The sequence below is a fragment of the Microbacterium sp. gxy059 genome, assembly GCF_050958665.1.
Taxonomy (GTDB): Bacteria; Actinomycetota; Actinomycetes; order Actinomycetales; family Microbacteriaceae; genus Microbacterium.
Genome location: NZ_JAMXWT010000012.1, coordinates 1 through 21,912, shown reverse-complemented (window position 1 = coordinate 21,912; position 21,912 = coordinate 1). Strand labels below are relative to the sequence as shown.

Below are 21,912 nucleotides of genomic sequence, written 5' to 3'. Positions count from 1 at the left end.
AGTGTTCCTCGCAGAGGAACCCGCGGTCGGCGGACTTCGGGAGACACCCGAGACAGACGCCGGGGCGTGACGTCGACCGCGGATGATCGGGGCAGATCACGCGGTGCTCGTCCCACTCGGCGCATGGACGGACGCCTGGGATCTCTCCGAGCGCGGCAGCGCAGAGGACGGTCATGCGCCCATCTCCGAGATCCAGGCCTTCGCTTCCGCGTTCGGGCAGAGCTCGCCCGGCTGCAGAGAGAAGTACCCATGGGCCTGGCATCCGCCGTTGTGATCGAACCAGCACTCGTCGGGGTCGATGAGGTCTCGCACGAGCTGGACGATGTCGCGGCCGGGGGCGTTGGGAGGGGTCTCGAGTGCCTCGGCGGCGTCGGCGACGAGAGACCGGATCATCGCGGTGACGCCGGAGCCGCCGACGCGCGTGTACCCGGTGTCGATCTTCGAGATGACGGCGCGGAGGTAGTCCGCGTCCGCACGGTCCTCGTGGACGCCCAGCGGCCCGGTCGGGACATGTGGGCGCGGGATGGTGATGGTCGTCAGCATGCGCAGGCTCCGTTCAGCGCGGTCTCGGTGAAGCAGATCGGGCAGACAGGGCGCGGTGCCGGCTCGTCGTCGACCGGTTCGCAGCCGACGTGCACGAGCTGGCCGTCGAGGTACGTGACCTCGTCGCCCGGGTCGATGCGCTGGTCGCAGTCGGCGGCGCACGTGCCGTCGTAGCGGGCGCGGAAGGTCGCGCTCATTAGAACGGAGCCTCCCCGTCGTTCGGCACGCCCCACGAGTCGGGCGCCGTGCTCGACCACGAGTCCTGGACAGGCGTCTGAGGCGCTTCGGCCGGGGGAGTGGCCTGGAACCCCTGCGAGGGTGCGTGAGCCCCGCCGGAGGCATCCCGCGGCGCGTTCCGGGCGACCTGCGCCGTCGCCCGCCGGAGTGACACAGCGAAGTCCGTGACCTCGAGCTCCGTCGACGTGCGACGCACGCCCTCGCGGTCCTCGTACTCGCGGGTGTGGAGCTTCCCGGTGATCGCGACCTGCGCGCCCTTGTCGAGGCCCGATGCGGCGATGTTTTCTGCGATCTGGTCCCACGCGGTCCACCGCAGGTAGAGCTTCTTCCCGTCCTTCCACTCGCCCGTCTGGCGGTCGCGGTAGCGGTCCGTCGAGGCGACGCTTCCGCTGCAGACCGGCTTCCCGGCCTGCGTGTATCGAAGCTCGGGCGCGGCCGTCAGGCCGCCGTGGATCGTGATCGTGGCAGTCATCAGTTGCTCTCTTCCTCAGCGGTGATGGTGACTTCGGCCGGCTGGATCTCGTCGCCGGGCTTGAACGCGATGTCGACGAACGGGAGCGCCTCGTCGAAGAACGTGCCGGGCACCGTGATGCGCGCCTTGACGATGACGGTCCCGGGCCCGACGAGGGCGTCGCGCGACTTTGCGACCTTCACGACGGTGAGGTCGGTGGGGTACTGGCCGGGGCGGAGGTGCAGGAAAACGACCTGCGACCTGTTCGGCTTGGTGAAGCTCTCGCCGGCCATCAGATCGCCACCTCCTCGACGATCGTCCCTGCGGGCACGTCGATCACGATGGCCGGATCGTCGTCGCGGTCAGGGCGCTCGCTGAAGTAGATCGGCCACGACGGCCACGTGCCAGCGTTCTCGACGCCGAGCGTCCACTCGGCCTCGCCGCGGGGCTTCCCGTACTCGGCGGTGATGATTAGCGCGTCGCCGTCCGGGGCGGTGACGCGGCCACGCCAGCCGTTGTATGCCGAGAACTCCTCTCGGAACTCGCCCTCGATCTCCACGAGGTCGTCGGATGCTCCGTAGATGGTGAGCTTGCTCATGGGTGTTCCTTTCGTTGGCCCGGTCAGCGCCGGGCGTTGTCTGTCCATGCCGCCGTTTCGGCGGCGAGTTCGGATTGCGCTCGCGCGGCACGCAGCACCGTCGTCAGGTGGGCGCGGGCCTGCGCGATCGTCGTGAACCGGAAGCCCTTGCGGGACAGCCGGTCGAGTGCGCGAGCCTCGGCTCGCTCGACGGCGGCGTCGAAGTCACGCAGCGTGCTGTCGAGGACCGCGTTCCGGTGGTAGTCGTCGCGGTTCATGCCGTCACCCCGATCGGGCGGGGCACTGTGGTCACGAATCGACGCGAGAAATCCGAGTTATCCACAGGGGTTCGCGCATCAGGAACGTAAGGATTTTCACCTTGGTCTTGGATGCTCTCCCGTTTCGTATCGTTACGTTCCGTACCGTGGCATCGCCAAGCATTCGGGCATGGCAGGTACCTCGCATGCCCGGCGCTATGCACGCGGCATGCTCGGCGCATCAGTTCCGCATTCACTTTCCCCACCTCGCTTCTGCTGCCTTCCTTGCTCGCTCCGAGCGCTCCGCCGCGGCGGCCTCAGCGACGGCGCGCGTCGGCTGGTGCTCGGCGTAGTTCGCGACCTGCCAGCCCTTCTCCGCCTGCTCGAACAGGCCCGCATCGACCAGGAGCCGTGCGTCGTTCGGCGTGCCGTGGCAGATGAGTAGGCCGCCCCGAGGGATGTGCCCGTCCGTCTGATGAGCGGCTGCGTAGCCGATCGCGGCGACGTACACGAACGCGGCCGCCTTCCCCTTCGCGCCGTGCTCCGCGATGAGATCCGCGATCTTCGGGTTCGACGCGATGTCGCTGTCGATCCGAATCCACGGCAGCCCCGTCGCCATCAGGCCACGCCCCGCAGGAACATCACGCGCGCCCGCTCGGTGCCATCCGCGACGGCCTTCCACAGCAGGTAGTCGGATCCGTAGACCGCGAGCATCATGTCGAGAGCGGTCCCGGTTGAGATCGGGCGCCGGCCGTCGCCCTCGAGCACGAACCACGTGTGTTCGTGACGGAACCAGACCGGGACTCGCTCGGGGTCGGCGTGGAGGGAGATCTTCACGCCCCACGCCTTCGCGGTCGCCTGCCACTCGGGATCGCTCTCGATGTGGCCGTTCATGATGCTGTCGATCCAGAGCAGACGCGGCAGCTCGTGCTTGTTGCGGCGCCCGCCCATCCCGCCGGCGCGATGCTGGGGGACGAGGCGCTCGCCGCTCGTGCCGGTCATGACGCACACGCGGCCGTCACGTGCTTCGAGGGCGCGCAGAGCGCGGGCGGGTGTTCGGTCAGCCACGGCTTACTCCTTCCGGGTGGCAGCGACACGCCTTCGGGTGGCGCGGCGGGTAGAGATCGACGACGGCCGAATGGCCGTGCGGTGTCCAGCAGCAGCCGCGACGGCAGGGCGAGCGGCGCTCGTGCGGTTGCGGTTCGGGCGCCGAGCGCCGATAGAACATCGGCGTCATGACGAGGCCTCGCTCGTGTAGTCGAGGCCCGCAGTGTCGAGAGTGATGCCGCCGAGCGCGGGGACGTCCGCCCGTTCGAGGTTCACAGGACACCTGCCTTCCTGACCGCGTTCGCGAACTCGGTCACTTCGTCGTTGGGCCATGCGGGGAGGTCCGGGAACCATCTGCGGATCGTGGTCGGCGAGATGCCGAGCGTGCGGGCAGCCTCGTTGAATGAGGCGCCGTCCTCGACGAGTTCCCGGGCCCGAGCGCGCGCATCGTCAGGGCGGCGCACTACCGCGGGCCGCGCTACCTTCACGCGCGCCCGCCACCGTTGGACGGACCGCACGGAGACACCCAACTCCTCCGCAATCTGTGACGCCGACCTGCCCGCCCTGGTCGCCGCACGCACCTTGTCGAGCACTTCGTCCGAGATCACCACGCCCGTGTTCATGCGACGCCTTCGATCTCGAGGAGGTCGAACAGGGTGGGTGTGGCCTGTTCCTGGTCGAGCTCGCGCTGGTACATGACGGCGTCGCGGAACGACGTCGGGTTGAGTTCGGCGGCCCGCCCGCGCCGGCCGAGCTTCCGGGCACGCAGCGGCACCGTGCCGAGCCCGCCGAACGGGTCGTAGACGACGTCGCCCTTGTTCGAGTAGCGCTCGATGAGACGGTCGACGATGTCGAACTGCAGCGGGCAGATGTGGAACTCGAGCGCGCGCCTGGACTGCTCGCCGTTGAGGGTGAGCATCCGGTTCACGTCGTCCCACACGTCCGGCCGCCACGACCCCGGGTCGAGGGACTTGAACGTCGACGGGAGCGCGTTCTTCTCCGCGAGCGCCTCGCCGGTGGCGACGTGGGCGTCGAAGTCGTAGACGTTCGCGCGCGACTGGTCCTTGAACAGGCGCGACCGAACCTCGGGCGCGAGGGCGACGAGCTCGGCGGGCGTGAGGATCCGGTCGCCGCTGGACCGCCAGTCGGCTGCCGCGTCGATCTGCCACCGCGCGAGCGAGTAGTCGGCGGTGTCCTTCACGATCCGCTCGTCGGCGTACCCCTTCGCGCGGTCGGTCTGGGGCTTGTGGAACAGGAGGATGTACTCCGGCGAGCCGACGCCCATCTTCGAGCCGTCCTTGCGCATCTCGGTGTAGCCGAGGCGGTAGGTCTGGTTGTTCTCGCGGACGACGTCGGTGGTGACGGTGATCATGCCCATGTAGTCGAAGCCGTGCTTCAAGCCGTGAGCGATCGCTTCCGCGTGGAACGGGGAGACGGTCGGGATGCCGGCGCCCGTGACCGCGCCGAACTGGATCCGGTCCTTCACGTGACACGCGTAGATCCGGCCCGGCTTGAGGACGCGCAGCAGCTCGGGCGTGAGGTAGTCCATCTGTCGCCAGAAGTGGTCGTTGCCGTCGGTGTGCCCGAAGTCGTTGTAGCTGGGCGTGTACTCGTAGTGGTTCGAGAACGGGATCGACGTGACGACCAGATCGACGCTGTTCTCGTCCATGTGATCGCGGGTTTCGAGGACGCAGTCGTTGTGCGCGATGGCCCACTCCGGGCCGGACTCCTCGCGACGTTCGACGCCCATCGTGCGGGTGAGGGCCGCGGAGATTGCGGCCGGGTTCAGCCCGAACTCGCGGATCACGTCGCTCATCGTCTCGGTGAGGCGGTCGTGCTCCTCCCACTTCTCGAGCAGCGAATCACGCACCTCGGACTCGGTCTCGGCGTAGATGAAGTGTGCCGTGCACGGGCGCGTCTGCCCGTACCGCTGGATGCGGTGCACCGCCTGGATCGTGTCGTTGAACTTGTAGGTCACGCCGACGAAGATCGCGGTGTTCGAGCGCTGCAGGTTCAGGCCCTGCCCGAGCTGGATGGGCTTGCCGATCAGCTCCGCGGTCTTCCCGTCGCGCCACGCGTCGAGCCTCTGCTCGGCTTCCTCGTCGGAGAGGGAACCGTGGACGCTGGAGAACGGCAATCCCTCGGCGCGCAGTGCCCGCTCGAGGGCATCCTGCTCGTCGTTCAGGTCGCACCAGATGACGACCGGATCCGCCTCGCCGTGCTCGGCGACGTGCGCGCGCACGAGGTCGATCGCCTTCGCGATGCGCGCGGGGAGCGTGTCGCGCTTCTCGCGCGCGGCGGCCTGCAGCGACTTCGCACTGCCGCGAACGAGCACGCCCTGCCCGTCGCGCTCGATCTCGTCGGACTGGATGCCCGCCTCCACCTGGTGCCAGGCGATCGACAGGTCCGGGAGGTCGTATCCCTCGTCGGAGTGCCCGAGGTCGGAGGGTCGCTGCACGAAGCAGGCCCACGTGTTCAGCCACAGCCAGAACTCGCGCTCCTTGTGGGGGTAGAGGCGAAGGTTCCCGGCCTTCGAGCTGTCGCGCTGGAAGAACCGGGTGAGCGCCTGACCGGTGTCCATGATCCCCAGGAATCCGGCGTAGTGGATCAGCTCCTTGTGTCGGTTCGGGGACGGCGTCGCGGTCGCGACGAACCGGTAGGGGACGTCGTCGAACAGGCCCAGGAACTCCTGGTAGGTCTTCGACCCGAACGACCGCAGAACGGACGCCTCGTCGAGGCTGACCGCGTCGAAGATCGTCACGTCGAGCTTCCCGTCGCGCACGGACTCGTAGTTCGTGACGTAGATGCCCCACCAGGTCGGATCGACTTCCTCGGTGCGGCGCACGAAGCGCACCTCGATGCCGAGCAGGTCGCGGCCGTCGCGGATGAACTCGCCGCGCACACCGAGGGGCGCGACGATCAGGGCCCGACCGTAGCCCGCGCCGGAGCGCGGGTCGTCGAGGATCAGCCGCAGCGTCTCGAGCTGCATGATCGACTTGCCGAGACCGAACTTCGCGAAGATCGCGCGCCGGCCGCCGCGCACGGCCCACTTCACGATGTCCCGCTGATGCGGGAGGAGCGCGGGCGAGAGCGCCGCGTCGTCGACCTCGAAGCCGAACGACTTGTCGAACGCGACCTTCTCGCGCAGGAACCCCTCGTAGCTGCAGGGTGCGGCGTCGAGGAACGTGGGGGACAGGAGAGCGCTCATCGTCCGACGCCCTTCATCGCGGCGAGGTGTGCCTCCGGCAGAGACGCCTCGATCGGGTGCCCGGTGTAGCGCGCGGCCATCGCGGCGAGCACGTAGGCGTCGGCCTCGTCGTTCCCCGTGATGTCGACGTCCGGGTAGCGGCGGATCGTCGCCGCGAGTACCTCGTCCTTGCCCGCGTTCCCGCGCCCGGTGGCGTACTTCTTCACGTTCGACGGCGGGATGACGAGCACGTCGAGCGCATCGTCTTCGAGCATCGACCGGACCATCCACCAGAGTCCGCCGCGCATGTGCGCGCCGCGGTCGTTCGACGCGAACGCCGGCCCCTCGACGGCGACGACCGTGTCATCCGTGCGAGGGATCTCGGCACGGATGAGGCCGATGATGCGGTCGAGGCGGTTCGCCTTATCGCGGCTGGACGATCCAGCGGGCTTCGTCTTCACCCGCGCGACGGTCGTGAACGCCGAGGTGATGGTGGCGATGCCGGTCGAGGAGAGGGAGAGATCGAGGCCGACGTAGATCGGGGTTGGCGCACCGTTCTCGGGTGCGCGAGAGTAGGGACTGCTCACAATGTGCTCCTGGTAGGGCCTTGGTGGGTAAGGGGACCGCCGTGCCGCTAACACGGCGGTCCCCGCTTTCATCCGGGCGAGGGGAAGAACCGCCCGGAGATCTCTTACGGCTTGCCGTAGAACAGCGGCACGTCGCCGATGCCCTGATGCACGACCGTCTCGGTGACCTCGCCGGTCTCCGCGTTCTTGCGCTTGTCGACCTTCCCGTCGCGGATCTCCGTGACGATGTCCGCGAACGCCGCCTCGAGGACGTTCTCGGGCCGCTCGAGCTTGAAGCCCATCAGCACCTGCCCGCCGCGGAGGCGGTAGCGGAAGTTCGCCCAGATGCTGTAGATCGGCCCGCCGACGTACGGACGCAGCGCGAGCTGGATCTTCTTCGGGATCTCGATGTCCCCCTTCTGGCCGGCCTTCGCCTTCGTGGTCTCCTCGAACGTGAGACGCACGTCGCCCGAGTCGAGACGAACGCCGCTGTCGAACGTCACGCCCGTCTTCGCCTGGAACGTCGTGGCGATGTCGATCATCTGCGCCGGAGCGGGCTCGATGACGTCGAGGTAGCGGTCGTCGAGGAAGTCCGCGAACGCGTCCTGCTCGAACAGCTTCCCGTCGGCTGCGGCCCACGCGAGCCACGCCTTCGAGTGCTCGAGGTCGAGGCTGAGGCGGTGCTTCTGCCAGCCCGGGGCACCGTCGGAGCCCTCGTGGGAGTCGATGACGGCGACGACCTGCGAGGAGTTCGTGTGCGCGTACACCTCGGTCCCGGTGAGTGCGTGCCGATTCACATAGGCGACGAACGATGCGGCGTCGGTGACGCTGCGCGAGGCGATCGTGTGCCGCGGCTTCTTCGCGTACGCGTCCGTGTCGACCGCGCGGAGGGAACCGCCCCCACCCGGGACGAGGTAGACCTTGCCGTCGTCGATCGGGACGTGCGCCTCGCCGTCTGCCTGCTGCTGCAGCCCGGCCACGACGGCGGCCTCCGTCTTGGTGTCCTCGATGGTGGTCATGCTTCCGGTGCCTCCTTGATCTCGCCGGTGTTGACGTCGAATCGGACTCCGCCGGCGTCGCGGATGTCCTCGTCCTCGAACAGCGGCATGGCGCTGGGATCGGAGCGGGAGAGGTCGCCGTCCTTCGTGACGAACGCCATCGACCCCTCGCGGGTCTTCTCCGGCACCTTCTGCGTGATCTTGTCCACCACGACGACCGCCTCGCTCATGCCGTCGGCGGGCTTCACGTCGAGACGGAGCGTGATGGAACCGACCTTCCCGGTCGCCTTGACCGCCTCGATGACCTTGCGGAGCGTCTCCGCGGCCTCGACATCGGTGCGGGGGCGCACCTGCGCGAGCATCGCCGCGAAGCTCGGCGGCCGCTCCTTCTTCTTCTCGTTGGCCATGAGGCCCTTCCTTTCTCTGGTGGTCACGCCGCGAGCTGCAGCGCGAGTTCAATGGCCGCGCGCCACGACGGCACGCGGAGCAGATGGTTCTCGATCAGCACGCACCAATGGGTGTCGCTCTCAGACCGGAAGACGATCGGCTTCATCGGTGGGCCCCGTACTGCGTCGAGATGGACCGGTTGATGTTGAGCATCGACATGACCTTCGTGCGCAGTGCCCGCTCGGTGTCCTCGGCGTAGTGGTATTCGGCCTTCGCCGCGTGCCACTTCTCGAGCTCGGACTGCGCGTCGACCTCGGCCTGCGCGCGAGCGAACGTCGCGGCCACGCCCTGCCGCCCGTAGAACGCGAGCTGCGCGTTCTTCCTGCGCGAGTACGCGCGCTCCGCGTCGTAACGGCGCTCGTTGATCTCGAGGAGAACGTCGGGCATCTTCTCCAAGAGGCCGTTCGCCTCGCGGATGAAGAACTCGATCTCGACCGGGTTCGTCGGCTGGAAGCCCCGCAGCTCGTCGGCACGCTGGACGGAGAACCCGCCCTCCCCGCCGACCTCACCCGTCGAGGGATCCACGAAGCCGCTCACGGCTGCACCTCGCCCCGCTCCACGGCCGCCTCGTACTCGGCGGCGGTCTGGGCTTCGTAGTCGGCTTCGGACAGCTCTCCCGACTCATCGGCCTGCGCCTCGGGCTCGTCTTCCACGACCTCCGCGTCGACGGTCTCCGCTTCCCGAGCGAGGACGCCGGCGCGCGCCTGCCACGCGGCACGGGTCTTCGCGCGGACCGCGTCAGGCTCGCCCTTGAGGCGCTCGGCGATGTCGTCCAGCTCGGCACGCGACGCCGCCGCGGCGATCAGCGCGGGCCAGTCCTCGGACGCCTCAGGCTCGGGATCCGCAACGGGCAGCGAGGGCCCCATGTCGCGGACCTCCTCGGTCGTGTAGAGACCGAACGTCACGTCGGAGAAGCCCTCACGCCCGACCTCGGCGATCGCACGCCACTTCAGCATCGTCTCGGTGTACGCCTCCCACGGCAGCGGGTTGCCCTGCTTCGAGCGAGCGCGAACCTCCCAGATGCCCTGGGCGTTCTTCTTGAACGAGTCGACGAGCCCCGCGCGGAGCGCCCGGTGCACGTCCCAGGTCGCCGTGATCTCCTCCCCGTCGTCAGCGCGCACCGCGGTCACGGTGACCGCGTAGTCACCAGCCGCGATGGTTCCCGACTTCGCGATCGAGAGCCGGTGCCCGGCCTTTCGGATCAGAGCGGCCGTCAGCTGCGCCGACAGGGACGCGCGACCCTCGACGACGTCGATCGACTGCAGTGCGGCGGCCGGGTGCAGGCCGAGCATGGCGCCCGTCTCGATGACGAGAAGCACCTTCCCCGGCGACGGCGCGGCGGGCCCCATCGATCCATCGGGGCGCTGCACCGGAGACCAGAGCCCCCGCGGGATCAGGTCGCCAGCGGCGGCGAGGGTCTGCGCGTACTGCTGACGCTCGGTGAGCGACGCAGATTCGTATGCGACAACGGCGGACATCAGAACGAAACCTCCTGGCTGGTGGCCGCATCGAGCGCGGCGAGAACGTCGTGAGCGATCGGGACGATCAGCTCGGTTGCGGCGACGATCTTCGGGTCGTCGCGGTGGAAGATGAGGGTCTGCGGGTCGCGGCGAAGCCGCCAGCCCTCTGGCTCGGTCGGATCCTCGACGAGTTCGCCCCATACCCAGGCGGCGAACTCGGCTTCGGGGAGGCAGTAGAGCTGCCACGCGAGTTGGCGCACCTCATAGGGGGTCGGGCTGGTCACGACCCGCTTGTGCTTCGTCTTCGTCTCGCAGATCGCGAAGCCTGTCGAGGTGGGGATCGTGCCGTCGATCGTCGCGCCGAACCGCTTCTCGTCCGGATGGTGGATGAGGAGGCTGTTCGGCTCGGCGCCCGCCCAGGCGAGCAGGATCGGCTCCCACCGGTTGCCCGACTCGGTCGCCGCGGACCCGGTGAAGGTCTTCGGCGCGAGGATCTGGCGGACGTACGTCTCCACGCTCGATGGGCGAGCGAACTTCCCCGCCGTCGACGAGCCGATCACCCGGTCATGCTGAGCGAGCCACGAGTCGCGGTCTGCGGAGTCCGCGAGAGCGCGGCCGAGCAGTTCGAGCGTGCTCACAGCCCCAACTCCCGCTTGATCGCCTCGACGGCGAGCGACTGCAGCAGCAACTGCTCCCAGAGGTCTTCCGGCATCGTGGACCAGAGGAGAGACACGCGGCCGTCCGGGTCGATGCCGACCTTCCAGAGCGAATGACCAGTGGACATGGCGCCCTGCACGAGAAGATCCACGTGGTACTGGATGTTCTTCGCGAGTTCGTCGCCCGTCCCGCAGCCCCGACAGTGCTTCGTCGCGAATTCCGCGACGGTCATGTCCGCGGCCATCACGCGCGCGCCTCTCCGAGCCACGTCTCTGCGTGCTCCTTGAAGACCAGGACGCTCGACTCATCGGTCGTCGACGCGATACCCACGGACTGAGCGCCCCACGCGGTAGGGCCTTCGAACAGCACGATCAGCTGTCGGCCCTTGAGATCTTCCCAGGCGGAGACGCCGACGGTCTCGATGATGCGGATGATGTGGTCGAGGCCGAACGCAGTGCCTCGGCGCGAGTAGTCGCGGTTGTCGGGGTCCGTCGGGGTGTCGAGGATGAACCCGCCGACACTCACGCCGCCGCCAGCCCACTCCACGATCAGCGAGACGGTGAGGATGCCATGGCTCTCGTAGCCGAGTCGGGTGGAGGCAACCGTGCCGATCTGCCCGCCGTACTCGGTGCCGTTGTGGTCGATGGTGATCAGCCGAGACATCACGCCACCTCCTCGGCGAGGGCGCCGTCGCGGACCGTGAAGCCGATCGAGCGGGACTCGTCGCGGTCACGCTCGACGAGGACGGTGTATCCGCGCTCCTCAGCCATGTCGGCGAGAGCCGCCAGGGACCCGGAATCGAGGAGATCGCCGTTGCGAACGATGACGAGGCGGAGCTCCGGGTCACCGGCGGTCGCGATGCCGAATGCGACACGCGTCCGGTGCGCGGTGTTCACCTGCCCGAACGGCACGCCCTCGAACGTCACGCCGGTCTCGTCGACGGAGAGCCCCGGGACGGGGAAAGTCGCGGCGGCAAGGCCCTCGCGCTTCTGCTCTTCGATGTGGTTCAGCCGCGCCTGGGCGGCGGCGTACTCCGCTTCGTGGGCTTCGAGTTCGTCCGCGACCTTGGCGCGCTCGTGGTTCGCGCGCACCTGCTGGTTGATCTCGTCCACGCGCGACAGTTCGGCGCGAAGAGACTCGACGTCGTCGGTCTGCTGGGGGATCGCGCGTGCGGCGGAGACTGCCCCACGAAGCGCGTCCTGAGCGCGGCGAAGCGCGGCCTCCGCGCTCTCGACCTGCTGCTCGGCGGCCACGACGGCACGGTCAGCGTCGAGGCGTCGGCGGTCGAGCTCCTGCGCGGCCTGGATACGCTCGAGGAGGGCCTGAGCCGACACCTCCGCCTCCGGCGCGTCGGCCGCGGCGGGCATCGATGCCAGCGCACCCTGCAGGCGCTTCACCTCGCGGCCGATGTCGCGGCGGCGCTCCTCCGCGCCCGCCTTCTGCCGCGCCAGCTCGTCGAGATCGAACGGCAGGTCGACCTTCGCGAGCAGTTCGTCGCGCTGCGCCTTCTCGGGCAGGTTCAGCCAGGTGACGGGATCGAAGATCGCTCCGCCCGTGAGCTGCGCGACGACGTCGGCGGGCTTCGAGTAGCGGGCGCCGTCGAGCGCCTCGACGGTGAGCGTGCCCGCGGTGCCGTTCTTCTTCCAGACGCGGCGGATGCGCAGGCCGAGCTCGTCGTCGACGTACTCCGCGCGAGCTTCGTCCGCGCCCTCGCGGATCGGCTTCGGGGTGAGCTTCGTGCCGCGCGGGTCGAACAGCTCGGTGATCGCGTCGATCAGAGAGGACTTGCCCGCGCCGTTGCCGCCGGCGATGACGATGAGGCTCCCTGCGGGGTGGAGTTCGATCTCTCGGACTCCCTTGAAGTTCACGACTCGGATGGTCTTGGACATGATGGTGCTCCTGGTAGGGGTTCAGTTCGTGCGCGGCCAGAGGACCGCGAGGAGAGCCGGTGCCAGCGCGACGGCCAGCAGATCGGCGGAGTTGAAAGCGGGGTCAGCCGCGGCCGACCCGATGACGGGCGCGGCGAGCAGCAGCGCGACGGCGAGCGCGATCCGCGCGCCATGCGGCCTCCGCCGCCTCGATGCTGATCGAGAGGCCGACGCCGCAGGACGGGCACTGGACGACCAGCTCGTCAGCGTCCGTGCCCAGGACGGGCGCGGTGACGTCGAGGTCGCAGTCGTCGCAGTAGACGTCGACTGCATCTGCGGGAGCGGGGTCGGCCGCCGGTACATGCGCCGCCACATCACGCCTCCTTCCCGGTCAGTCCCCAGAGCTGCCGACGGCGGCCCCGCGGGGGAGAGGTGAAGCCGACCCGCTCGACGAAGCCGAGCGCTTCCAGCTCCGAGAGGGTCGACCGCATCCGCGACGGCGAGTGCGGAAGCTCGCGCACCGCCGCGATCTGCTCGACCTGCAGCGCGGTCGCGGGCTTCCCGTGCGCGCGGAGGATCTCGAGGGTCGCCTGCTGCGACTCCCACACGTGCCCAGAGGTGGCATCCGCGGCTTCGTGCGACGTGACCGGGTCGGTGCGGCGCGCGCGGGGCGCGTCGTCGGGGAAGATCATCGGGATGGTCATGCCGCCACCTCCCGCATCGCGGCATTCTCCGCGGCAGTCGGGCAAGCGTCGCGGACGAGGGCCGTGATGATCGCGTGAGACCGTGCCTGCGCGAGCGAGCCGCCCGCCATGACGACATGCGCGATGACGCCACGCACCGCGTCCTCCGCCTCCCAGGGGTGATACCCCAGGTCGCGCTGAGTGGCGATCATGCTCTCGGCAGTATCGATCGCCACGGCGGTGTCGAACCTGTCGGGGATCATGGTGCTCATACGCCCACCGCCAGGAGGATCCGCGAGGCGAGGAATCCGACCGCGAGCGCGCCGGTGAGGATCTCGGCCACGAAGACCGCGAGGGGGAAGCGCTGCGGCCACCACACGCGGATGCTCATCGCGACGATCGCGAGGAAGCCCGCCGTGAGCATGACCGGGTGCGTGAGCGTCACGATCATCCCGGCCGTCCCGATCAGGGCGACGATGAGCAAGACCCCCGCTGTCATCTGCGCACGCTCGGCCCGACGCGCATCCTCCTCGCGCTCCAGGGCGCGGACGATGCGGTCGAACTCGACGTCGACGACACTCTGACTGGTCATGATCACTTCTTCCCTCCGCGCTTCGCCTTCCGACGGCGAACAACCGCCTTCTGGTGCAGCTCCTCACGACGCGCCTCATCCGCGAGCCGCTCAGCGCGACGCCGCGCGTGCCCGATCTGGGTTTCGGCGGTCCACAAGTCCGGATTCATGCGTCGTCCTCCTCCGGGTAGGCGTCGGGCCGGCACGTCGTCGAGTTCGCGACCGTGGCGTAGTGCGCCGACTGCTCGGCGTTCACGTCGAGGACCGTCGGAAGCGCGACGTGCATCGTCGCGGCACGAGGAGCGGGACGCTGCACTCGGACGGTAGAGTTGGGGTTGGACACGGGTTCTCCTAGTTCTTGGGTCCGGACCCTGCGGCTGCTACCCGCGGGGTCTTCTTCGTCTCGGGGCTCATGCGGCGGCCCCTTGGCGCGGTGCTCGGATCGCGCGGATGCGCCGTTCGAGTTCCTCGGTCGAGGGGCCTCCGGCTCGGTACGCGAGGCGGGCGTGCTCTGCGACGGGGAGTCGGTTCGCCTCGTGGAAGGCGGTCGACATCCGGGCGCGGAAGTCCGAGAGGATGTCGGTCTTGGTCGGGTTCATGCCGCCGCCCCCGGCGAGCGCTGCTCTGCGCGCGCGGTGAGCTCCGCGACCGAGGTCCCGAGCCACTTCGCGATGCGCGCCATCTCGATCGCGTTGAAGGGCGTCTGCCCGTTGAGTCGACGGCCCGCCGTGTGCTCAGCGACACCGATCACATCGCTGAGCTCACGCGCCGAGTGGCGCTTGCGGGCCATCTCAACGCGAACCTCTTCCGCGAGCTTCTCCGCGAAGGCATCTGTCCTGATTTCCATGCACCGAGCTTCGCATGGATATCCATGCTCTGTCTACTTTGCCAGGCAACTTGACGAATATCCATGCAGGCGCGATGATGGTGAAATGTCCTCCGATGACTTCCCGCAGCGGTTCGCGGATGCACTCGTTTCTGAGATCAAGGCCGAGATGGGCCGCCAGAGCTACTCCTCGCGCGCGCTCGGCCGACTGATCGGCAAGACGAGCCAGTACATGTCCGATCGGCTCGATGGAGGGAGCCCGAAGACTAGAAAGCGTGTCATCCTCAACGCGCGCGATATCTCCGCCATCGCACGCGCACTTGACCTCTCCGAGGTGGAGCTCGTCGCGCGGGCTGAACAGGCCGCCCTAAGGCCCGCCCGCCCGCGCCTCCGTGCAGTGAGCCCGAATGTCAGTGCCTTGAGTAATCGTGAGGCCCTGGAGACCGTGGAGCTCGACCCGCTCGCGCTCGCGGCCTCCGACGACGATTCGGCACCCACCCCGGACCAGGGCGAAGCGTGAGGAGACCACGTGCTCGATGAATGGACCTGCGGCCTCACCCTGCCGCCCGACGAAGACCTCATGTACGGCGTCACCGGATACGAGGATCACGCCTACGCGGCCGACTACGATCCGTGGGCGCACGCCGGTCTGCTCGACATCCCCGTCGTGCACCGCGACCTACCCACCTCAGAGATGGTCGCCGCGTACTCCCACGAGCACCGCGCGATCTTCATCCGCAACCACCTCCGCACCGCGACCGAGCGATGCGCGCTCGCGCACGAGATCGTCCACGCCGAGCACCGCGACATCGGCATGACCCGCGACCAGGAAGAACGCGCCGACAGGATCGCCGCGCGCCGCCTCATCCGGCCGCGCCACCTCGCGGCCGCTCATGAGACCACCAGCGACCCTGCGACCGTGGCGCTCGAGCTCGGCGTCACCTCGCGCATCATGGAGGCCTGGCACCGTGCGATGATGCACGGCTACTACGGCCGCCGCTGGGCCTAGACCACCAGCATCCCGATACGCACGGCCCGCTCGGGCCGCCGTCAGTCGCATCTGCACGAAGGACCCACGCATGGCCCGATCAGCGCTCCGCGCCGTTCCCGACACCCCGCCCCGCGCCATCCTCTACCTGCGGCAGAGCACCTACCGCGAAGAATCCATCTCGTTGATGCTGCAGGAGACCGCGTGCCGCGACTACTGCGAGCGCCAGGGCTACGTCGTGACGGCCGTGGAAGCCGACCCCGGGATCTCGGGGCGGACGTGGCAGCGGCCCGCGGTGCAGCGCGTGATGAGCGCCGTCGAGGAGGGTGAGGCAGACGTGATCGTGCTGTGGCGCTGGTCGCGCCTGTCGAGGAACCGGAGACATTGGGCGGTCGCGGCTGATCGCGTGGACGTCGCGGGCGGGCGCCTCGAGTCAGCTACCGAACCGAACGACACGACTGCCGCCGGGCGGTTCGGGCGCGGCGTCATGGTCGAGATGAACGCTTTCGAGTCGGAGCGCATCGGCGAGCAGTGGACCGAGGTTCAGAAGAGCCGGTTCCAACGTGGCCTCCCGCCCGGCACGGTCCCCTGGGGATGGCGATACCGGGATGACGGCACGATCGAGCCCCACCCCGACCAGGCGCCGGCGATCCGACAGCTCTACGACATGTACCTGCGGGGTGACGGCACGACGACCCTCGCGCGCTGGCTTGAAGGTCACGGCTACCGCACCGCCCGCGGCAACGCGCACTGGGAGCGGTGCACGGTCACGAGCATTCTTGACTCGCCCGTGCATGCTGGGCTCGTCACCTACCACGGCGAAACCGCCGAAGGTCAGCACGACGGCCTCATCGATCGCTCCACCTACGACCGCTACAAGGCGCAGCGGACGATGCGGCGCGGGAAGCGCCAGCCCCGCGCTGCCTACCTGCTGTCGGGTCTGCTGACATGCGGCGCGTGTGGCGCGACGATGTACGGACAGACCGTGAAGAACGACAAGCACCCCGGGCGCGGTGTATACGTCGCCTACCGGTGCGAAAACCAACCATACGGGCGCGATCACGGTCCCGGCTATGCATCGCAGCGCAGGCTCGACGACGCCGTCGAGACGTGGCTCCGCGAGTACGGTGCCCTCGACGCGGACCTCGACGAACCGAGCACGATGGGCGAACCACAACTCGAAGCCGAGCGTCTTGCCCGTGAGCTGCAGAAGGAAGAGAAAGCCCTCCTAGATCTCACGCTGCAGCTCAACCAGGGCATCATCCCGGCCGGCGCGTACCAGCTCACCGCTCGGCACTACGAGGAGCGCATCGCGACGGTCACGGCTGCGCTCGAACGCCTCGAAGCGACACTTGCTCTCGCACCGGAGGCACCCACGACCGACGCCCGCGCGCTCACCGAGACGTGGGAGCTCACGCCCGTCAAGGACCGTCGCGCTGGCCTGCGGGGTCTCCTCGCGAGCATTACGGTCGATCTTCGAGAGAAGAAGGTGCAAATCACGCCAAGAATGGGGACCCCTAGAGTTATGGATTACTAACGCACGGGATCCACTCCTGCGTCAACGTCGTGTGCGGTCCCGTCGGCGTCGGCGGGGGAGTGCTGCTGCGCGCGGGGGAGATCGTGCGGGGCGCGGACGTCGCCCGCCGCCGTCGCGAGGAGCGCGGCGTCGTCCGCGCGGAGCGCGACCTCGCTCGCGGCCCCGGGCGGCTCGGCGACGCCGTCGGCCTGCGCCACCCGGCGCACGACGGCATCGACGCCGTCTCGGGGGAGCCGCGCGAGGGCGCCGTCGCGCTCCTCGAGCTGCGCGATGCGCCGATCGCCGACGTCGCGAGCGGGCCGCGGGTCGGCGTCGCCGGCAGGGCGGGCACGGCGGCGTTCCCCTGGCGGTTCTGGATCCCGGGCGACCCCACGGTCTCCCCGTTCCGTCCCGGTCGCGGCGCGGCGTGAGATCCGGGCGACGCGCCCGGGTGTGCTAGGCTTTCTCGTTGGCTGTGCGCGCTCCTGCGCGCAGACCGCGCGGAACCCTCTCGACACACAGCCCGGAAGCGGGTGGGAGGGCCTCATGCGCAGACAAGAGATCTTGGGTGGTCCCGTCCGGGATCACGGTATTGAAGGAGAGTGAACCATGGCTGCTGTGTGCCAGGTGACCGGCGCCACGCCCGGCTTCGGTCACAACGTCTCGCACTCGCACCGTCGCACCAAGCGCCGGTTCGACCCGAACGTGCAGAAGAAGACGTACTACGTGCCGTCGCTGGGCCGCAAGGTCACGCTGAACGTGTCGGCTAAGGGGATCAAGGTCATCGACGCTCGCGGCATCGAGTCGGTCGTCAAGGACCTGGTCGCGAAGGGTGTGAAGCTCTGATGGCGAAGAAGGTCCAGGACGTTCGTCCGATCATCAAGATGCGCTCCACGGCGGGCACCGGGTACACCTACGTGACCCGCAAGAACCGTCGCAACAACCCCGACCGCCTCGTGCTGAAGAAGTACGACCCGGTGGTCCGCAAGCACGTCGAATTCCGCGAGGAGCGTTAAGCAATGGCCAAGAAGAGCAAGATCGCTCGCAACGAGCAGCGCAAGGAGATCGTCGCCCGCTACGCGGAGAAGCGCCTCCAGCTGAAGAAGACGCTCGTCGACGAGAACGCCACCGACGAGGAGCGCGAGGCCGCGCGCGTGGGGCTGCAGAAGCTGCCCCGCAACGCGTCGCCCGTCCGCGTCCGCTCGCGCGACGTCATCGACGGCCGTCCCCGCGGCGTCCTGACGAAGTACGGCCTCTCGCGTGTGCGCTTCCGCGACATGGCGCACCGCGGCGAGCTGCCCGGTATCACCAAGTCGAGCTGGTAAGCACCCAGAGCGTCCGGAACAGGGGCGGATCCTCCTTCGAGGATCCGCCCCTGTCGCGTTCCCACAGGCCACTTCCGTCACATCCGTCACGGCGAACCCGCGACACGCCGAGCAAGATGGCCCGAGATCCCCGGAAATACGCGGAATCCTGGCGGTGGACGTTAGATTCGTCACCGGTCGTACGACCACCCCGGGGGCAACCCGCCTTCGGTACACCTGAATCGTCGCGGTGCCTGCGCGCCGCTTGGAGGAAGACAATGGCCGAGAACACCATCACCAAGGGCACGCTCGTCGCGAGCATCGCGAGCGCGACCGGCCAGAGCCAGGCCACCGTTTCCAGCGTGCTCGACTCGCTGTTCACGACGGTCTCCGAGGCCGTGGCGAAGGACTCGAAGGTCTCGATCCCCGGCTGGATCGCCTTCGAGTCGGTCGAGACCGCCGCTCGCAAGGGCCGCAACCCCCAGACCAAGGAAGAGATCGAGATCCCCGCGGGCAAGCGCGTGAAGATCACCGCGGGCTCGAAGCTCAAGGCCGCCGTCAAGTAAGACGACGCAGCCGCTCGCGAGGGCGTCCTCCTTCTGGAGGGCGCCCTCGTCGCGTTCGCCGGCCTCCCGCGCCGGCCGGGCGGCCCGCCTCCCCGCTCGCGAGCGGCGCAGTTTCTCGCGAGTGGCGCAGATATCAGGGCCGAAGTCTGCGCCGCTCGCGAATGTCTGCGCCACTCGCGAGCCGGGGCTCCTCGCGGGGAGGGACGGGAGACCGTCAGGTGCGCGACCGTAGGCTGGGGGTGTGAATCCCCGCGCGCTGCGGGCCGTCGGCCCCGCCCTCCTCGTGGCCGCCGCCGTCCTCGTCCTCGTCGGCGGGCTCGGGCTCACGGGAGGCGCCGCGCCCCTCGCGCTGCAGGACCCGGGCGCGCTCGTGCGCTGGGCGCTCCCGTCCGCGAAGCTCGTCGTCAACGTCGCGGGCGCCGTCATGCTCGGATCCCTCGTGCTCGCGCTGTTCGCGCTGAAGCCGGACGAGCGGGCCTTCGGCACGGCGCTCGACCTCGGCGCGGCCGGCGCCGCGCTCTTCGCCGTCGCGAGCGGCGCGACGGCCTTCCTCAACTTCCTCGCCGGGTTCAACCCCGAGCTGTCGCTCGGGCCCGAGTTCGGCACGCAGCTCGGCGCGTTCCTCACCGAGCGCGAGCTCGGACGCGCCTGGCTGCTGCAGACCGTGCTGGGCGCGGTCGTCACGGTGCTCGTGTTCGCCCTGCGCGGGTGGCTCACGACGCTCCTCACGACGCTCCTCGCGGGCGTCTCGCTCATCCCGATGGCCACGCAGGGCCACTCGGGAGACCTCGCCGACCACTCGCTGGTCGTCATGTCGGTGACGATGCACATCGTCGGGGCGGCCGTGTGGCTCGGCGGGCTCGTGGCGCTCGTGTTCCTGCGCCCCGTCGTCGACCGGGGCCGCATGCGGGTCGTGCTCGAGCGGTACTCGTCGCTCGCCCTCGTCGCGTTCCTCGTCGTCGCGCTGTCGGGCGCGCTGCGCTCCGTCGCGTCGCTCGACACCCCCCTCGACCTCGTGCGGCACCCGTACGGGCTGCTGCTGTCCGCGAAGATCCTCGCCCTCGTCGCCATGGGGCTGCTCGGTGCGGCCTACCGTCGCCGCCTGATCGCGACGAGCGCCGACCGGCGCGGCCGGTTCTGGGCGGTGCTCGTCGCCGAGTTCGTCTTCATGGGCGTCGCCTCGGGCGCCGCGGCCGCGCTCGCGCGCTCGGCGCCGCCCGTCGGGGAGCAGCCGCCCCCGCGCCTGGAGCCCGCCGAGATCCTCGCCGAGCGCCCCCTGCCGCCGCCGATCTCCCCCTCGACGCTCGTCACGCAGTGGGAGCTCGATCCGCTGTGGCTGCTCGTCGGCGTCTTCGGGATCGCGTTCTATCTGCTCGGCGTGCGCCGCCTGCGCCGCCGCGGAGACTCCTGGCCCGTCTACCGCACGGTGCTCTGGGTGCTCGGCATGCTCACGCTCGTCTGGGTGACGAACGGCGCGCTCAACGCCTACGGGCACTTCCTCTTCAGCGCGCACATGCTGCTGCACATGCTGCTGACCATGGCGATCCCGCTCATGCTCGTGCCGGGCGCGCCCGTCACCCTCGCGGCGCGCGCCATCCGCAAGCGCGACGACGGCACGCGCGGCGGGCGCGAGTGGATCCTCTGGGCCGTGCACAACCCGCTCGCGAAGGTCCTCACCCACCCGTTCGTCGCGGCCGGGATCTTCATCGGCTCGCTCTGGCTGTTCTACTTCTCCGACCTGTTCCGGTGGGCGGTGTACGACCACCTCGGCCACGAGTGGATGACGGCGCACTTCCTCATCTCGGGGTATCTGTTCGTCCTGTCGCTGACGGGCGTCGACCCCGTGCCGTACCGCCTGCCGTACGCGGGGCGGCTCGTGACGCTGATCGTCGTCATGGCGATGCACGCCTTCTTCGGCATCGCGATCATGAGCCAGGAGGGGCTCATGGTCGCCGACTGGTACGGGTCGATGGGGCGCACCTGGGGGCCGACGCCGCTCGAGGACCAGTACATCGGCGGCGGCATCGCCTGGTCGATCGGCGAGATCCCGACGCTCATCACCGCGATCACCGTCGCGATCCAGTGGAGCCGCAGCGACGAGAAGCAGCAGCGCCGCCGCGACCGGCACGCGGATCGCACGGGAGATGCGGAGCTGGAGGCGTACAACGAGCGCCTGCGTCGGATGGCGGAGAGGGACGCGCGACAGGGGCGGTAGCCGCGCACTCAGAAAAGCATCACCCCATTATGTATAATGGGGTGATGCATATCGAACCGACGCTCCCCGAACGCCTGTCGAGCGCCGTCGAGCAGCTCGTCAGCGGCCTGCGCGAACAGGCCTCGGAAGAGCGCCTCACCCGCGCGTGGAACGCCGCGCTGAGCCGCCTCGACGTCCAGGGTCCGCTGGGCATCACCCGCCTCGCCCGCGCCGAAGGGGTCTCCCAGCCCGCCATGACGCAGCTCGTCGACCGCATGGTCGCCGAGGGACTGGCCGAGCGCACCGTGTCCGACGCGGACCGCCGCGTCGTGCTCGTGCGGATCACCGACGCCGGCCGGGTCGCGCTCGGCGAGCGCCGCGAGCGCCGCGCCGCGCGGCTGCAGGAGCACCTCGACGCCCTCGGCGATGCCGACCGCGACGCGCTCCTCGCCGCCATCCCGGCGCTGGAGAGGCTTGCCGTCGTGACGCGCACGCGCGCGGCGGACGAATCCGAGAAGAGAGAAGAAAGAAGCTGATGAGCCAGTCTCACGGTGAGAAGCAGAGTCTGCTGAAGCAGCCGAAGGCGGTCTGGGCGGTCGCCTTCGCCTGCGTCATCTCGTTCATGGGCATCGGTCTGGTCGACCCGATCCTCCCCGCCATCTCCGACAGCCTCGGGACGTCCCCCGCTCAGGTGTCGCTGCTGTTCACGAGCTACCTCGTCGTCACCGCCATCGCGATGCTCGGCGTCGGCTGGGTGTCGAGCCGCATCGGATCCAAGTGGGCGCTCGTCGTGGGCCTCGCGCTCATCGTCGTGTTCGCCGCCCTCGCGGGCGCCGCGGGCAGCGTCGACGGCATCATCGCCTTCCGCGGCGGATGGGGCCTCGGCAACGCGCTGTTCATCGCGACGAGCCTCGCCGTGATCGTCGCCTCGGCGCAGGGAGGCTTCTCCGGCGCCATCATCCTCTACGA

36 protein-coding genes and 1 pseudogene are annotated in these 21,912 nt (G+C 69.2%); 11 read left to right on the top strand and 26 right to left on the bottom strand.

Annotated features, from left to right (window positions below):
* Positions 1-171: 171 nt before the first annotated feature.
* The 26 genes from NHL53_RS08605 to NHL53_RS08480 form a co-directional block, all read right to left on the bottom strand.
* Positions 172-543, bottom strand: a complete 372-nt coding sequence (locus NHL53_RS08605; protein WP_433776449.1) for a hypothetical protein — start codon at positions 541-543, stop codon at positions 172-174.
* Complete coding sequence (locus tag NHL53_RS08600) at positions 537-740, bottom strand: hypothetical protein (protein ID WP_433776448.1); 204 nt, start codon at positions 738-740, stop codon at positions 537-539. The genes NHL53_RS08605 and NHL53_RS08600 overlap by 7 nt, the downstream gene beginning before the upstream one ends.
* Positions 740-1,252: a single-stranded DNA-binding protein gene (gene ssb / locus NHL53_RS08595; RefSeq protein ID WP_433776447.1), complete on the bottom strand. Its 513-nt coding sequence runs from the start codon at positions 1,250-1,252 to the stop codon at positions 740-742. Before ssb ends, NHL53_RS08600 begins: the two co-directional genes overlap by 1 nt.
* Positions 1,252-1,524 carry a hypothetical protein gene (locus NHL53_RS08590; protein WP_433776446.1) on the bottom strand — a complete coding sequence of 91 codons (273 nt, stop codon included), beginning with the start codon at positions 1,522-1,524 and terminating at the stop codon, positions 1,252-1,254. The genes ssb and NHL53_RS08590 overlap by 1 nt, the downstream gene beginning before the upstream one ends.
* On the bottom strand, positions 1,524-1,829 hold the full coding sequence (locus NHL53_RS08585) for a hypothetical protein (protein WP_433776445.1): 306 nt from the start codon (positions 1,827-1,829) through the stop codon (positions 1,524-1,526). The genes NHL53_RS08590 and NHL53_RS08585 overlap by 1 nt, the downstream gene beginning before the upstream one ends.
* Positions 1,830-1,852: 23 nt before the next feature.
* Positions 1,853-2,086 (bottom strand): hypothetical protein, encoded by a 234-nt coding sequence (locus NHL53_RS08580; protein WP_433776444.1) that lies wholly within the window; start codon positions 2,084-2,086, stop codon positions 1,853-1,855.
* 232 nt (positions 2,087-2,318) lie between these two features.
* Entirely contained in the window at positions 2,319-2,684 is a 366-nt protein-coding gene (locus NHL53_RS08575) for a hypothetical protein (protein ID WP_433776443.1), read from the bottom strand.
* A complete protein-coding gene (locus tag NHL53_RS08570) occupies positions 2,684-3,133 on the bottom strand; it encodes a hypothetical protein (RefSeq protein WP_433776442.1) in 450 nt (149 codons plus the stop codon). Before NHL53_RS08570 ends, NHL53_RS08575 begins: the two co-directional genes overlap by 1 nt.
* Before the next feature lie 251 nt (positions 3,134-3,384).
* The gene (locus NHL53_RS08565) at positions 3,385-3,735 is read right to left on the bottom strand and encodes a helix-turn-helix domain-containing protein (protein ID WP_433776441.1); all 351 of its coding nucleotides are present in this window, start codon (positions 3,733-3,735) and stop codon (positions 3,385-3,387) included.
* The gene (locus NHL53_RS08560; RefSeq protein ID WP_433776440.1) at positions 3,732-6,320 is read right to left on the bottom strand and encodes a DNA methyltransferase; all 2,589 of its coding nucleotides are present in this window, start codon (positions 6,318-6,320) and stop codon (positions 3,732-3,734) included. The genes NHL53_RS08565 and NHL53_RS08560 overlap by 4 nt, the downstream gene beginning before the upstream one ends.
* Positions 6,317-6,886, bottom strand: a complete 570-nt coding sequence (locus NHL53_RS08555; RefSeq protein WP_433776439.1) for a crossover junction endodeoxyribonuclease RuvC — start codon at positions 6,884-6,886, stop codon at positions 6,317-6,319. The genes NHL53_RS08560 and NHL53_RS08555 overlap by 4 nt, the downstream gene beginning before the upstream one ends.
* A 104-nt stretch (positions 6,887-6,990) precedes the next feature.
* Entirely contained in the window at positions 6,991-7,884 is an 894-nt protein-coding gene (locus NHL53_RS08550; RefSeq protein ID WP_433776438.1) for a DUF2303 family protein, read from the bottom strand.
* Entirely contained in the window at positions 7,881-8,270 is a 390-nt protein-coding gene (locus NHL53_RS08545; RefSeq protein WP_433776437.1) for a hypothetical protein, read from the bottom strand. Before NHL53_RS08545 ends, NHL53_RS08550 begins: the two co-directional genes overlap by 4 nt.
* A gap of 23 nt (positions 8,271-8,293) precedes the next feature.
* A complete protein-coding gene (locus NHL53_RS08540) occupies positions 8,294-8,416 on the bottom strand; it encodes a hypothetical protein (protein ID WP_433776436.1) in 123 nt (40 codons plus the stop codon).
* Positions 8,413-8,847 (bottom strand): hypothetical protein, encoded by a 435-nt coding sequence (locus tag NHL53_RS08535; protein ID WP_433776435.1) that lies wholly within the window; start codon positions 8,845-8,847, stop codon positions 8,413-8,415. The genes NHL53_RS08540 and NHL53_RS08535 overlap by 4 nt, the downstream gene beginning before the upstream one ends.
* A complete protein-coding gene (locus NHL53_RS08530; RefSeq protein ID WP_433776434.1) occupies positions 8,844-9,788 on the bottom strand; it encodes a hypothetical protein in 945 nt (314 codons plus the stop codon). The genes NHL53_RS08535 and NHL53_RS08530 overlap by 4 nt, the downstream gene beginning before the upstream one ends.
* Entirely contained in the window at positions 9,788-10,408 is a 621-nt protein-coding gene (locus NHL53_RS08525) for a hypothetical protein (protein WP_433776433.1), read from the bottom strand. Before NHL53_RS08525 ends, NHL53_RS08530 begins: the two co-directional genes overlap by 1 nt.
* Positions 10,405-10,671 (bottom strand): hypothetical protein, encoded by a 267-nt coding sequence (locus NHL53_RS08520; RefSeq protein ID WP_433776432.1) that lies wholly within the window; start codon positions 10,669-10,671, stop codon positions 10,405-10,407. The genes NHL53_RS08525 and NHL53_RS08520 overlap by 4 nt, the downstream gene beginning before the upstream one ends.
* Complete coding sequence (locus NHL53_RS08515; protein ID WP_433776431.1) at positions 10,671-11,090, bottom strand: hypothetical protein; 420 nt, start codon at positions 11,088-11,090, stop codon at positions 10,671-10,673. The genes NHL53_RS08520 and NHL53_RS08515 overlap by 1 nt, the downstream gene beginning before the upstream one ends.
* Positions 11,090-12,316: an ATP-binding protein gene (locus NHL53_RS08510; protein WP_433776430.1), complete on the bottom strand. Its 1,227-nt coding sequence runs from the start codon at positions 12,314-12,316 to the stop codon at positions 11,090-11,092. Before NHL53_RS08510 ends, NHL53_RS08515 begins: the two co-directional genes overlap by 1 nt.
* Positions 12,317-12,419: 103 nt before the next feature.
* Positions 12,420-12,668: a hypothetical protein gene (locus NHL53_RS08505; protein ID WP_433776429.1), complete on the bottom strand. Its 249-nt coding sequence runs from the start codon at positions 12,666-12,668 to the stop codon at positions 12,420-12,422.
* Position 12,669: 1 nt separating this feature from the next.
* A complete protein-coding gene (locus tag NHL53_RS08500; RefSeq protein ID WP_433776428.1) occupies positions 12,670-12,999 on the bottom strand; it encodes a hypothetical protein in 330 nt (109 codons plus the stop codon).
* Positions 12,996-13,250 carry a hypothetical protein gene (locus NHL53_RS08495; RefSeq protein ID WP_433776427.1) on the bottom strand — a complete coding sequence of 85 codons (255 nt, stop codon included), beginning with the start codon at positions 13,248-13,250 and terminating at the stop codon, positions 12,996-12,998. Before NHL53_RS08495 ends, NHL53_RS08500 begins: the two co-directional genes overlap by 4 nt.
* Positions 13,247-13,570, bottom strand: coding sequence for a hypothetical protein (locus NHL53_RS08490; protein ID WP_433776426.1), 324 nt, complete (start codon positions 13,568-13,570; stop codon positions 13,247-13,249). Before NHL53_RS08490 ends, NHL53_RS08495 begins: the two co-directional genes overlap by 4 nt.
* A 145-nt stretch (positions 13,571-13,715) precedes the next feature.
* Positions 13,716-13,892: a hypothetical protein gene (locus tag NHL53_RS08485; protein ID WP_433776425.1), complete on the bottom strand. Its 177-nt coding sequence runs from the start codon at positions 13,890-13,892 to the stop codon at positions 13,716-13,718.
* A 252-nt stretch (positions 13,893-14,144) separates the two neighbouring features.
* Complete coding sequence (locus tag NHL53_RS08480; protein WP_433776424.1) at positions 14,145-14,396, bottom strand: helix-turn-helix domain-containing protein; 252 nt, start codon at positions 14,394-14,396, stop codon at positions 14,145-14,147.
* 85 nt (positions 14,397-14,481) lie between these two features.
* Here NHL53_RS08480 and NHL53_RS08475 point away from each other — a divergent pair, with 85 nt between their 5' ends.
* The 11 genes and pseudogenes from NHL53_RS08475 to NHL53_RS08425 all read left to right on the top strand — a co-directional run.
* Positions 14,482-14,895: a hypothetical protein gene (locus NHL53_RS08475; protein WP_433776423.1), complete on the top strand. Its 414-nt coding sequence runs from the start codon at positions 14,482-14,484 to the stop codon at positions 14,893-14,895.
* A 9-nt stretch (positions 14,896-14,904) separates the two neighbouring features.
* On the top strand, positions 14,905-15,384 hold the full coding sequence (locus NHL53_RS08470) for an ImmA/IrrE family metallo-endopeptidase (RefSeq protein WP_433776422.1): 480 nt from the start codon (positions 14,905-14,907) through the stop codon (positions 15,382-15,384).
* Positions 15,385-15,454: 70 nt separating this feature from the next.
* Positions 15,455-16,900 (top strand): recombinase family protein, encoded by a 1,446-nt coding sequence (locus NHL53_RS08465; RefSeq protein ID WP_433776421.1) that lies wholly within the window; start codon positions 15,455-15,457, stop codon positions 16,898-16,900.
* A pseudogene (locus tag NHL53_RS08460) lies at positions 16,888-17,310 on the top strand (DNA-3-methyladenine glycosylase); the annotation flags it as partial. The gene NHL53_RS08465 and the pseudogene NHL53_RS08460, both read left to right, overlap by 13 nt.
* A gap of 178 nt (positions 17,311-17,488) precedes the next feature.
* Entirely contained in the window at positions 17,489-17,725 is a 237-nt protein-coding gene (rpmB, locus tag NHL53_RS08455; protein WP_433776420.1) for a 50S ribosomal protein L28, read from the top strand.
* The gene (rpmG, locus tag NHL53_RS08450) at positions 17,725-17,895 is read left to right on the top strand and encodes a 50S ribosomal protein L33 (RefSeq protein WP_433776419.1); all 171 of its coding nucleotides are present in this window, start codon (positions 17,725-17,727) and stop codon (positions 17,893-17,895) included. The genes rpmB and rpmG overlap by 1 nt, the downstream gene beginning before the upstream one ends.
* A gap of 3 nt (positions 17,896-17,898) precedes the next feature.
* Positions 17,899-18,204, top strand: a complete 306-nt coding sequence (rpsN, locus tag NHL53_RS08445) for a 30S ribosomal protein S14 (protein WP_433776418.1) — start codon at positions 17,899-17,901, stop codon at positions 18,202-18,204.
* A gap of 257 nt (positions 18,205-18,461) precedes the next feature.
* A complete protein-coding gene (locus tag NHL53_RS08440; protein WP_433776417.1) occupies positions 18,462-18,749 on the top strand; it encodes an HU family DNA-binding protein in 288 nt (95 codons plus the stop codon).
* Positions 18,750-18,990: 241 nt separating this feature from the next.
* The gene (locus tag NHL53_RS08435; RefSeq protein WP_433776416.1) at positions 18,991-20,964 is read left to right on the top strand and encodes a cytochrome c oxidase assembly protein; all 1,974 of its coding nucleotides are present in this window, start codon (positions 18,991-18,993) and stop codon (positions 20,962-20,964) included.
* Positions 20,965-21,008: 44 nt separating this feature from the next.
* Complete coding sequence (locus NHL53_RS08430) at positions 21,009-21,479, top strand: MarR family winged helix-turn-helix transcriptional regulator (protein ID WP_433776415.1); 471 nt, start codon at positions 21,009-21,011, stop codon at positions 21,477-21,479.
* Positions 21,479-21,912: MFS transporter (locus tag NHL53_RS08425; RefSeq protein ID WP_433776414.1), on the top strand; the 434-nt coding region annotated here is incomplete at its 3' end. The genes NHL53_RS08430 and NHL53_RS08425, both read left to right, overlap by 1 nt.